Origin of the sequence: Paenibacillus sp. tmac-D7, assembly GCF_006519665.1 — a bacterium.
Lineage (GTDB): Bacteria > Bacillota > Bacilli > Paenibacillales > NBRC-103111 > Paenibacillus_G > Paenibacillus_G validus.
Genome location: NZ_VIDW01000027.1, coordinates 60080 through 70500, shown reverse-complemented (window position 1 = coordinate 70500; position 10421 = coordinate 60080). Strand labels below are relative to the sequence as shown.

The window sequence follows — 10421 nt, the reverse complement described above, 5'->3', positions numbered from 1 at the left end:
GAAGAGAGAAATCAAAATATCTGTTCTTATATCCAATCCATTGACAACTTAGAAAAGGAAATTGCCACTCTAGAAGAGCAACTAGACACGTTAATCGAGGAAACAGGATATCCTATTAAGACCATGAAAGGCATTGATACGGTCTTAGCTGCTATCTTTATTGCCAATATCGGGGATATTAAGAGGTTTAAAAACGATTCCCAACTAGCCAAACTAGCAGGTATAGCACCTTTTGAGCATAGTTCAGGTGAATCTATAAACCGTTACTCAAACAAATTAGGCAATAGAGAACTAAATAACGCTTTCTATGCTCTAGCATTAACGCAAATTAGGAAAAGTATAAACCCCATCATGCACGAATACTATCAGAAGAAGATTAAAGAAGGGCGGAAGAAGAAGCAAGCAATGGTTTATGTAGCCAGAAGACTTGTCCGTATCCTATTTAACATGATGAAGAATATGACCCCCTACAGTCAGCCACCTGTTCCAGTTGAGCCAGAAGCGGTGGGGGCATAACCCCCCTACTCTATACCTTCTTAATTTCATCTTCGTATAAAAGGACTGTTTCACCAATATCAAGTTTAACGTTATAAGCGTTATCTTCCATAAGACTCTTTCTTACAATAGTGCCACGCAAACCGACTATTTTACTAAAAGGTGTATTTACACGTTTATCATGATTATAATTTACAGAAGTGACCACTATCTTTGCACCAACTGCGAATTTCATTTTTTATTACCTCCAAACTCAATTATTCAAAAGATAAGAGGACTGGGAAAACCCAATCCTCTTTTATATTGCTAATATTAACGTAGTAACTGAAGTACCCCTTGAGGTTGTTGGTTAGCCTGTGCAAGCATAGCTTGGGCGGCTTGAGCAAGGATAGAGTTCTTAGTTTGCTCCATCATTTCTTTAGCCATATCCACGTCACGTACACGAGATTCAGCGGCTGTTAAGTTTTCAGAAGAAGTATTCAAGTTGTTGATAGTGTGTTCCAAACGGTTTTGATAAGCACCAAGTTTAGAGCGTTCACCAGAAACCTTTTTAATTGCGTCATCAACAGTTGTAATTGCATTCTTTGCACTAGTTGCAGTTGTAACATTAATGTTGTTTACCCCTAGCGCTTCAGCTCTCATGTCTGCAATGGAAATGCTCATATCTTGTCCTTGGTTAGCACCAATTTGAAAACCTAATGAGCCATTTTGAGTAATTTTGAAGGTTGCGTCGTTATCAGTACCTGTAGCAGACGCTGTTGTACTGTTAATTTTCAACTCAAGTCCTTCATAGTTACCACTTGTAACTTTAATTGTATTTCCTGTAGCCGTATAAGTACCTAACGTTGCAGAAGTGATTGTGGCGTCTGCACCTTGAGCTTGACTGTTCGTGATGGCAGCCGCAGTTAAAGCACCTGCACTTGCACTCCATGTAATCTGAGCAGCAGAACCTACATCTTTAGAAGTTAAACTAAAAGCATCAGTTGCAGCATCATAGGTTGCCGTAATCCCACCGAGTTCATCGGAAACTGCGTTAACTGCTGCAGCCGCTGCCGCACCTGCAGTATCAACAGTTGTACTACCTGTGAAAGACACTGTATAACCATTAATAGTAAGGGTATGAGCAGCAGCTGTAGTAGCAGCCACAGTGGTAGCAGCAGTTGTTGCTGCAGTAGCTTTGGTTGCTGCAGTGATAACAATATCAGTATTGTCAGCTTTGGTGTCAGCTGTTCCGCCAACAACATCAATCCAGTTCTGAGTTACACCTGCAACGGTCTCAGCACTGAAAGTTGTTGTAATTCCAGCTCCACCATTTAACAGTTTCTTAGTATTAAATTCGGTGGTGTTACCGATACGGTCAATCTCACTTGTTAACTGGTCAATCTCTTTTTGAAGCTCCGCACGGTCATCAGTAGTATTTGTATCGTTGGATGCTTGAACAGAGAGTTCCCGCATACGTTGAAGGATGCTGTGAGTTTCGTTCAATGCACCTTCAGCGGTTTGAATTAAAGAGATACCATCTTGCGAGTTCTTAGAAGCCATGTCCAAGCCGCGGATTTGGCCGCGCATTTTTTCGGAAATTGCCAGACCAGCTGCATCGTCACCAGCACGGTTGATGCGGAGACCGGAAGACAATTTCTCGATGGATTTGTTTGTGTTAGCAGAGTTAGTGCTCAACTGACGATACGTGTTCAAAGACGCAATGTTGTGGTTAATTCTCATTTTTACTTCCTCCTTGAAGTGTCTGACTCCACATCCATGTGGATTCATTATGATTTAAAGTGAGATGGTCAAGGTCGGCCGCCCTTTTCATCCCCTCTATAATTTTATTTATCGTCTAAGAGCAGACAAAAGTTTATAGCTTTTTATTGTTTTTTTCTTCGATCATTGTTTTTAAATGTTTAAGATTTATTGTAGAATTTAGGGCTTGGGTGTTTGAGTCTTTAACAGCCGTGTAAATCTCTTTGCGTAATATTGGCTGATGCTTAGGAGCAACGATCCCAATCTTCACTACGTCCCCTTCCGTACCTAAAACCACGAGCTCGATATTATCCCCAATCATTATGGATTCACCTGGCTTGCGAGAAAGCACGAGCATGTCTTCACTCTCCTTGATTTAGACTTTCAGAGGCCATTAAATCTGCTAGTCGATGTTTGGTCTGGTAACACCAATGATGCAAAACAACTTGTTTCCCTATACGCTTGGTCTTGTTCAGAACAACCGGGGCCATTAAATTCACAGTAGTCTCCTCCACCCGCTCCTGAACCGTCACAATGCACCAGATCTCCACATCTTCTTCAGACTCGATCTCCAGCTCCTCTAGCAGCTCAGACGAAAGCTCGAATTCATATGACTTATATATGATAAAGGGGTTAATCAAAACAAATTGAAGTCGATCCAGCTCAATGGATTGTAAATAGGCAAAAGGCAAGTCTTCTTCCTGCTGAATAATCAAAAATTTCTGAAATTTCTCAAACCCCGGAATTCCTTGTGAAAAATTTAAAATATCCTGCTCTTGGTACAGTACTTCCCCCAAAGTCTCCGTTTTTAATAACATGCTGCAACATCCTTTCTAATGTATCTAATAAAAAATGAGCTATAGATGCTTTTTATCAGCACCTATAGCCTCCACTTTTGCATTAAATTTTTACATCCATCTGCGGCGGGGTTACTTCTACCTTGGGATATTGCAGCATGTAAATCTCAAGCTTCCCTCTATGATACTGAATTTCTGGAGGATTCATTTTGATCCGATGATTTACATGTGCAGGCGTATAATTGAGGTTAACTTTCGCCGGATTGTATTGGATATCAATATTATCTAAAGAAGCTTCACCCATGTACATATATTCATAAAAATCAATGTCGTTCGTACTTTCTCTAGCTAAGGAGGCAATCACATTTTCCCCCGTATGTATTTGAGCCATTCGATTTCCATCTTCGACTGTTTTCGCGATTCCTTGGAGAGCAATGCTACGACATTGAGAATAAATCCGATTCATTACTTCCAGAAAAGGGCCATTCCCCATTGCATCCCGCCACTTGCTATTATCAATAATGAGCTCAGCTGGTGTTGTATTCATCTCGAGCTTTGCTGGATCCGTCGTTATTTCTTGAGTCGCACTGCGCTGATAAATTTCATATTGGCCTAAGTCAGCATCTATTCCGATCCGACCATATTGCTGATGAATTTGGATCTGAGGAGTTCTGGATAACAAATACCATCCCTCCTATCTAATAAAGTCCACTAAAGTCGCACTAATAATTTTGGCGCCTACAGAAAGAGATGCCTGATATACGTTTTCATCTGTTTTTAAATTGGTTATGACTTCGGAAACATCGGCATCTTCTGTTTTCGATTGAAGAGTCTGAAGATTGATGCTTATATCTTGAAGTCTTTGCTGGGCAAGTTCAATACGGTTCAAGCGAGCTCCTACGTCAGCCCTAGCTTCTAGGAATACATCGTTTTGCTTATCAAGTCTTCCTAAAGAGTTTTGAATGCCATCAAAGTTACCCGATTCAAGGGCCTTAACCATATCCTTCATAATAACAAAGATATTATCATTGGTTCCAGGTGCATTGGGATCATCGGGCATTCCAAATACTTTATCTCCTGTAATATTGGCCGTTACCCGAACCCCCGCCCCAACATCAAACTTTATCTCCCCTGTATCGATAGCGTCTGTACCTGCAGTACTTTCCTTATATGGAGGCTTATCCGTCAGTTGACCGTTAAATACATATTTGCCGTTAAATTCACTGTTACCTATCGTAACCATCTGAGAATATAATTGTTCCACTTCGCTTTTAATCGCATCTAAAGCCGCTTGAGGATTGGTCCCATTAGATGCGTTAACGGCAAGCTCACGAGTACGTTGCATGACGCTTGTGGCCTGATTCAGCATTGTATCTGTGAATTCCAACCAAGAGATGGCTGTATCAATGTTGCTCTCAAACTGATCATTAGCAGACAACTCACTGCGATATCGCAAAGAAAAACTTATCCCTACAGGATTATCCGAAGCTTTGTTGATTGTGCGTCCAGTTGAGAGCTGGTTCTGATGAACGTTAATCCGATTTAAATTGGTATTTATATTCCGCAGCAGTTGATTATTCAACATTCCCTGCGTAACACGTATAGGCATATGTCAGTGGCCACCTTTACTTAAGAATTATCTACCTACGACACCCATTCCGTTGATCACTTTATCCAACATCTCATCGAAGGTTGTTAAGGAACGTGCAGCAGCACTGTATGCATGTTGGTACTTAATCATGTTTGCCATTTCTTCGTCCAGTGAAACGCCACTGACAGCTTGTCTGTTTGACTCCACTTGTTCAACCAAAACCTGCTGATTAGTGGCTTGACGTGCTGCTTCCTGACTTTGGACACCAAGCTCGCCGACCATGGAACGATAGAACTCATCGAACGTCCCATCTGTTAATATAGGTTTGCCAGAAGCACTCGGATCAAAATTCACCTTTTTATTTCGAAGCCCGGCAAGGAGAAGAGCCATATCATTATTACCTTTTACAACCTTATCGATCCCATCTGTATCCGTATAACTGCGGGAGGAAGAAGAGATATTCGAGACGTCATTTTGAATAACCGGATTTACAGTAACACTCTCTGCCGTGAATTCTGTGCTCCCTGGTTTCAATGTGAAGAACGCCACGCCCGATTTCAATGGGCTGGAGCCACTGTAGCCTAAAGCATGTAAACCATTAAACCCGTTGACAATAACGTCCATATCACTAGGCAACGTTCGATCTGTAATAGAACCGGAATAGGTCATTGGTTCTGTTGTACCATCCGGCTTCACTATGTTCAAAGTCGTTCCATCAGGTACAACCATGTCTTTAGGCAGCGTAACTTTAACGTCACCTTGAACAAGAACTTTCAACATATTATCCAATTGAAATTGGTAGTTGGCTACGTAATGGTCACGTGACTGAATCATACCGTATATTTCGCCGCTGTTTAAATCGTTGCTCGTAGCCGCTTGCTCCAACGATGCCCTAGTTAGCGGGCTGTTTACTTGGTTACCGGCTACAAGCTGGACGTTGCCCATGCTTATATTGTAACCTCTGTCTTCTTCGGTAAAGGTAATGTTCATAATTTTAGAGAGATCATCTACAAGTAGATCTCGCTGGTCTCGCAAGTCATTTGCATCGTTCCCTAGACCCTCTATCCGGTAGATCTCCTCATTGAGTTTGGCTACTTGATTTAGTATAAGGTTGGCTTCGCCGGCTTTAACTTCAATATTCTTTGTTAAATCACTAGATAAATCCTCAAACTGCCGGGATGTGTGATTAAAGGCATCGGTCATCGCCAGCGCTCGTTCTTTAACTAAAACTCTAGCCGTCGTATTTTCAGGAGATTTACTGAGCTCCTGCCAAGCGTTCCAAAAGCCTTCTATAGTTTGTCGAATTCCTGTATCCGATGGTTCGTTAATGATCGTCTCCAGTTTATCCAGCGTATCTTTTCGGATAGACCAGTCACCCAAACTTTTATTCTCATTATGGAACTGATTATCTAAGAATCTTTCACGAATTCGTTTAATATGATCAAATTCAACCCCTTGGCCCATTTGTCCAGGTATGTTACTCCGCATCATTCCTGGATATTCGATAGGTCTGGATGCGACCATATTTACTACTTGTCTCGAGTATCCCTTAGTATTTGCATTAGCAATATTGTGGCCCGTTGTCGTCAAAGCAGCCTGTTGAGTAAATAAACTGCGTTTGGCTATTTCAATTCCACTAAAAGTGGAGCGCATCGGAGTAATTCCCCTTTCTTACCGTGCAAAAGTATTGGAGTCTTGGTTTTGTTTAATCATGCTCTAGTATCAAACAAGCCCGGACGTTTTGGACCAAGTGATTGTTGTTGAGGATGATGGTAGACTGCCCCATCATCCGGCGGGCCTATTATAAGGTCAAGTGAATAATTTATGAAAGCCAGAGAATGTTCGATAAGATCCTGATTAATTCGATTAATCTCTCGCAGTTTACGGATTGTTGCCAAGAGATCTTTTTGAGTTTCAAGCAGCAGCTTCTTATCTTCCACATTGAAGATAATTTTTGTCAAGTCACTTACCGTAACCCGAGAATTCGGTTTATATCCCTTCTCTAATAAAAACTGTTGAATGGCGTCTATTCGTTGCTGGTCCGCTTCAGAGATCTGCTTTATTAGCTTGGTTTCTTTGGTCAGGATCACCGTCAATTGATCAACTTGATTTCGGATTAGCACTTGTTTCTTTCGCTCTGCCAAGTCTAATAAGATGGCATGTTGGTCATTCAGTGTGTTCATGATCTGTATCAAAGCTTGGAAAGCCACTGAGGTCACCTCAAATCTTATTTAAGAAACGGAAGTATCTTCTCTGCCAATAACCGAGCATCTACACGATACGCCCCTGTAGAAATGGATTTCTTCAGTTCCTCGATCTTTTCTTTCGAAACAGGTCTCGGATTCTGCGTCTCCATCAACTCCTTGGCTTCACTCGATATTTCTATCTGATCTTTCTTTTTGCCCGTTCTGTGGCTGACCGTCGGTTGGTGCGCTTCTTGATTTTTTTTGTATGGATTGACTGCGCCCACTCGATTGCTTCCGTTGATTTTCATAAAAATTCACCTCTGTTTCGGCCATAATAAAACCCACCGATAAGCTTGTTACTACTTTTATCGGTGGGGACTAAAGAAAAGTTTAGGTTAATTTCAACTAGTTAATTGTAACGGTCTTGCAAATGATCTTTAATTATATACGTTACTTTGCCCTCCTGCTTTTCTTTCTTTCGCTGATCGTCTTCCATCATATTGCTCGCATCCTTCGCCAGCCGCGTACGGCAGGAATCGCAAATGGTATGATCCTTTATAGCTGTCCCGCAAACCTCACAGCTGTACGACATATTCGGGTTATTCTTAATGGAGATACGGCCCTCACGGATGAACTTCGTGATTTGCTTTACCGGTACCTCCGTTGCTTCGCTCAATTCATGGATCGTGCATGTCCGATATTCACGGAGATATTTCAAACATTTCTCATACTGGCTTTCAATGTCCTTGATGCAGTTCGGACATAGGCCGTGCATGTTTTTCACATATATTTTACCACACCGGTAACAGTTTGCCACATTCAGACTCATGACATACCTCCTTGTCTATAAGCCAACCTCTATACCCCTAGTTTAGCTCAAACATTAGGACAATGCACTTCCTTTTTTCGAAAAAGTGGTAAGATTCACACATGTCTTATCTGGCAAAAGTAAGACCAAATACCTGCACGGGCAAGGACTTGCGAACGACCCGGGCACACTCGTTCAAGGTGCTTCCGGTCGTATATACATCGTCTACAATGTAGAGGTGCGTACGCTGCGTGCAAGTGTACGAGAGCAGTTGACTGACCGCCTCCGGAATCAACTCAAACACTCCCTGCATATCGTCCAACCGGTCCGCTCTGCCCTTAAAGCTTTGCTTCGCGGTATGGCGGGTACGACGGAGTAGAGGAAGCACCGGAATGCCGGTCAAGCGGCTTACTTCGACAGCCATTTGCTCAGCCTGATTGAATCCCCGCTCCCCGTAACGCTCCTCGCTTAGTGGAACGAAGGTCATATAGGCTTGATCGGGCTTTGGCCAAGCCTCTTGCTCGTGCGCGAGCCGATGCAGATGATACGCGTGGACCAGCATATTTCCGAGCACGCGTTTGAGCGATTCTTTGCCACGGTACTTGTACAGCGCCAGCCATGATTTCATCTGTTCGTCATAACGAACGCAGCTGCGGTTTTGCACGAAGTAGGTCTCCTCCCGCCTTGTGCAGTCCGGGCAGCGCTCGTGCCGGCCGCAGCGCGCACACTGTACGTTTCGTATCCATGGGATTGCCGCCTCGCAGGACCGGCACACCTGCAGCTGCGCCGAGACGCTCCCTTTACTCGCATTGCCGCATACCAAGCAAGTTCGCGCGCGCGGAGCGAGCTGCCCTTCCATACCTCGCACCCATCGTTTCCATAAAGAAAACCATCGTTCTTTCCACGGTTGAATGATGTCCAGATCCTCCTCCTAACGCCCTAGTCGATATATCCTCTTTTTCGAGCTAACGCATTCATCTCCTTAATCTGCTTGACGGCCTGAACCTGAGATCTGGTTTTCTCCTCAGCGGCAAAATAAACGAATCCGTTCGGGTCCTGCGCAGAGCGTCCCGCTCTACCGGCCATCTGGACCAGCGAAGCGGCATCGAACATGGAAGACCCGGCCTCCACAATAAACACATCGGATTTCGGAATCGTCACGCCTCGCTCCAGAATGGTCGTCGTCACCAGCAGCCGGGTGGCCCCGGAACGGAAGGAGACCACCTTCTCCGCGCGCTCAGCATCCCTCGAGGACGTCCCCTCTATTCCATAACCCGGGAACGCACTACGAAGCAAGGTAACAAAGGAATCAACCGTTTTGATATTCGGCACAAACACAAACACTTGCGCGCCTCGAGTCAGAGACCTCTGAATCGCCGATTGTAAACGTGCCGGCAGCCGCTGTTCCTGCAGCAATCGCTTTATCGGAGAACATCGGAGCAATACCGGTTCGGGCAGCGGGCGCCTATGGTATCTTGCAGGTACCCGGGCATGCGGCAGGAGGCCTGCGCGCACCTGCTGCTGCAGCCCCTCGGGAGGTGTGGCGGATAGCAAGATAAAGGATCCGCCCGGCGAGCATACTTGTTCCACCGCATAGAGCAGCATAGGATTGTTGTGATATGGAAAAGCATCGATTTCATCCACGATAACCAGATCGAAAGCTTCCTTAAACCGCATCATCTGATGCGTCGTCGCCAAGGTAAGCTCGCCTCGCTCCCAGCGCTGCTCACTGCCGCCGTACAACGTGACGACACGAATGTGCGGGAATGCCTTCTCCAACCGCGGCTTCAGCTCCAGAACGACATCCCTCCGCGGCGTCACGACCGCCACCTTGCCGTGCGATTCGACCGTGTACTGGATCATCGGAAATATCATTTCGGTTTTTCCCGCCCCGGTGACCGCCCAAATTAAAAACCGGCTCATACCCGTTTTTTCACTGGTAAGGGATTTATTTGCTTTCAAAAAACTCAATGCTTCCTCCGATGCGGCAGCTTGTATCGGGCTTAGCCCCCATGATTCAAGGTAAGCGGTATTAGACTTCAACTGTAGCGGACCCTTACTAACCTCGCGTTTCATTACGGTCGCTCGAATGCCCTGAACCAGCGGGCTGCAAGAGCGAACCCTGCCCATCGTCAAACAGCCCTCGCAATACGGACAATCGGTCCCGCACGACGGACAGCCCGACCATACAACAAGCCCCGCTTCCTCAGTCTTCCCCTGTATGCCTGTGCTCCCGCACCGCAGGCAGCGAGCCTGCGCCCTACGCCAACCGGCTAGTCCCAGGGCGTGACGAACGTTCCCTGCCTGTATACCCGGGTGGAGCGCCAACCGCTTTTGCAGCCATGCCAGTTGGAGCAAATAGGGTAAGCCTGCATGAGACTCTGCTTGCCCCCAGGACTTCTCTTTCAGAAGCGCCTCCAGCTCCTCCAGCAATAAGCTTCTTCCTTCGACCCCCTGGGCTAAAGCCGACACTAGACGATCCGTTTCGATCCAAGCTGTTTTGGTCACCTCATCGCTTGCTTGCGGACGCCAAGACCAAAGTCTCCAGTGGTCCGTAGCGGAAGCCTTCCAACCTAACCCGGCGGCTGCCCGCCGCAACCCGGCCAAGTCGTCCCCCCTCCGTCCGTTCAAGCTCTTCACAAGAGCGTAGGCTTGTCCGAATGACAAAGACGGTTCCAGCACACGCAGACGAAAATCTCGACCGTGTACCCGAACCGAATGATCCTGATCCGCCCGCAGTTCCAAAGAAACGTGCCAGGACTTCTCTTTCGCACTATCCAGCAAATAGACGAATGCTTTCATGC

General features: G+C 45.4%; 13 protein-coding genes. 1 reads left to right on the top strand and 12 read right to left on the bottom strand.

Annotation, left to right across the window (positions count from 1 at the left end; genetic code table 11):
* On the top strand, nt 1–516 hold a 516-nt coding region (locus FKP33_RS18090), incomplete at its 5' end, for a transposase (protein WP_141335961.1).
* Nucleotides 517–526: 10 nt separating this feature from the next.
* Here the strand turns inward: FKP33_RS18090 and FKP33_RS18085 are convergent.
* The 12 genes from FKP33_RS18085 to FKP33_RS18030 all read right to left on the bottom strand — a co-directional run bounded on the left by FKP33_RS18085 (nt 527) and on the right by FKP33_RS18030 (nt 10419).
* Nucleotides 527–730 carry a hypothetical protein gene (locus FKP33_RS18085; RefSeq protein WP_141335960.1) on the bottom strand — a complete coding sequence of 68 codons (204 nt, stop codon included), beginning with the start codon at nt 728–730 and terminating at the stop codon, nt 527–529.
* A gap of 77 nt (nt 731–807) precedes the next feature.
* Entirely contained in the window at nt 808–2217 is a 1410-nt protein-coding gene (locus FKP33_RS18080; RefSeq protein ID WP_141335959.1) for a flagellin N-terminal helical domain-containing protein, read from the bottom strand.
* Between the two features lie 133 nt (nt 2218–2350).
* A complete protein-coding gene (gene csrA, locus FKP33_RS18075; protein ID WP_141335958.1) occupies nt 2351–2593 on the bottom strand; it encodes a carbon storage regulator CsrA in 243 nt (80 codons plus the stop codon).
* A gap of 4 nt (nt 2594–2597) precedes the next feature.
* Entirely contained in the window at nt 2598–3053 is a 456-nt protein-coding gene (gene fliW / locus FKP33_RS18070; protein WP_141335957.1) for a flagellar assembly protein FliW, read from the bottom strand.
* Nucleotides 3054–3135: 82 nt separating this feature from the next.
* Nucleotides 3136–3714, bottom strand: coding sequence for a DUF6470 family protein (locus tag FKP33_RS18065; RefSeq protein WP_141335956.1), 579 nt, complete (start codon nt 3712–3714; stop codon nt 3136–3138).
* A 12-nt stretch (nt 3715–3726) separates the two neighbouring features.
* Nucleotides 3727–4641 (bottom strand): flagellar hook-associated protein FlgL, encoded by a 915-nt coding sequence (flgL, locus tag FKP33_RS18060; protein WP_181410199.1) that lies wholly within the window; start codon nt 4639–4641, stop codon nt 3727–3729.
* Nucleotides 4642–4668: 27 nt separating this feature from the next.
* Entirely contained in the window at nt 4669–6276 is a 1608-nt protein-coding gene (flgK, locus tag FKP33_RS18055; RefSeq protein WP_141335955.1) for a flagellar hook-associated protein FlgK, read from the bottom strand.
* A 56-nt stretch (nt 6277–6332) separates the two neighbouring features.
* A complete protein-coding gene (locus FKP33_RS18050) occupies nt 6333–6833 on the bottom strand; it encodes a flagellar protein FlgN (RefSeq protein ID WP_141335954.1) in 501 nt (166 codons plus the stop codon).
* Between the two features lie 17 nt (nt 6834–6850).
* Nucleotides 6851–7117 (bottom strand): flagellar biosynthesis anti-sigma factor FlgM, encoded by a 267-nt coding sequence (flgM, locus tag FKP33_RS18045; RefSeq protein ID WP_141335953.1) that lies wholly within the window; start codon nt 7115–7117, stop codon nt 6851–6853.
* Nucleotides 7118–7218: 101 nt separating this feature from the next.
* Nucleotides 7219–7638, bottom strand: coding sequence for a TIGR03826 family flagellar region protein (locus FKP33_RS18040; protein ID WP_141335952.1), 420 nt, complete (start codon nt 7636–7638; stop codon nt 7219–7221).
* A 106-nt stretch (nt 7639–7744) separates the two neighbouring features.
* Nucleotides 7745–8281, bottom strand: coding sequence for a ComF family protein (locus FKP33_RS18035; RefSeq protein WP_258313480.1), 537 nt, complete (start codon nt 8279–8281; stop codon nt 7745–7747).
* A gap of 275 nt (nt 8282–8556) precedes the next feature.
* Nucleotides 8557–10419, bottom strand: a complete 1863-nt coding sequence (locus FKP33_RS18030; protein ID WP_141335951.1) for an ATP-dependent helicase ComFA — start codon at nt 10417–10419, stop codon at nt 8557–8559.
* Nucleotides 10420–10421 lie beyond the last annotated feature (2 nt).

Bases quoted from the DNA above. Each gene is read 5' to 3' on its own strand.
- FKP33_RS18030 (WP_141335951.1), bottom strand. From the start codon at position 10,419: ATGAAAGCATTCGTCTATTTGCTGGATAGTGCGAAAGAGAAGTCCTGG.
- fliW (WP_141335957.1), bottom strand. From the start codon at position 3,053: ATGTTATTAAAAACGGAGACTTTGGGGGAAGTACTGTACCAAGAGCAG.
- FKP33_RS18080 (WP_141335959.1), bottom strand. From the start codon at position 2,217: ATGAGAATTAACCACAACATTGCGTCTTTGAACACGTATCGTCAGTTG.
- FKP33_RS18040 (WP_141335952.1), bottom strand. From the start codon at position 7,638: ATGAGTCTGAATGTGGCAAACTGTTACCGGTGTGGTAAAATATATGTG.
- flgL (WP_181410199.1), bottom strand. From the start codon at position 4,641: ATGCCTATACGTGTTACGCAGGGAATGTTGAATAATCAACTGCTGCGG.
- FKP33_RS18085 (WP_141335960.1), bottom strand. From the start codon at position 730: ATGAAATTCGCAGTTGGTGCAAAGATAGTGGTCACTTCTGTAAATTAT.
- flgK (WP_141335955.1), bottom strand. From the start codon at position 6,276: ATGCGCTCCACTTTTAGTGGAATTGAAATAGCCAAACGCAGTTTATTT.
- flgM (WP_141335953.1), bottom strand. From the start codon at position 7,117: ATGAAAATCAACGGAAGCAATCGAGTGGGCGCAGTCAATCCATACAAA.
- csrA (WP_141335958.1), bottom strand. From the start codon at position 2,593: ATGCTCGTGCTTTCTCGCAAGCCAGGTGAATCCATAATGATTGGGGAT.